The sequence below is a fragment of the Paraburkholderia sp. SIMBA_027 genome, from assembly GCF_046535315.1.
GTDB classification, from domain to species: domain Bacteria; phylum Pseudomonadota; class Gammaproteobacteria; order Burkholderiales; family Burkholderiaceae; genus Paraburkholderia; species Paraburkholderia tropica.
The window spans coordinates 1-257 of sequence record NZ_JAWRWY010001027.1; the positions used below are offsets into that span (position 1 = coordinate 1).

Consider the following 257-nt stretch of genomic DNA (forward strand, 5'->3'; position numbering starts at 1 on the left):
GATCCGGCGTCATCCTGCTCAAATACTGGCTCGAAGTCAGCCCCGAGGAACAGACCCGCCGTCTTGAAGCACGCATCCACGACGGTCGCAAGGTGTGGAAGCTCACGGATATGGACCTGAAATCCTATAGCCGCTGGTATGACTACTCGCGTGCGCGCGACGCAATGTTCGAGGCGTCGGACACCGAGATCGCTCCGTGGTACGTGGCGAATTCGAATGACAAGCGCCGCGCGCGGCTCAACATCATCAGCGATGTG

General features: G+C 59.5%; 1 pseudogene. It reads left to right on the plus strand.

Annotated features, from left to right (window positions below):
* Window positions 1–257 (plus strand): annotated as a pseudogene (locus SB764_RS42230) (polyphosphate kinase 2); the annotation flags it as partial.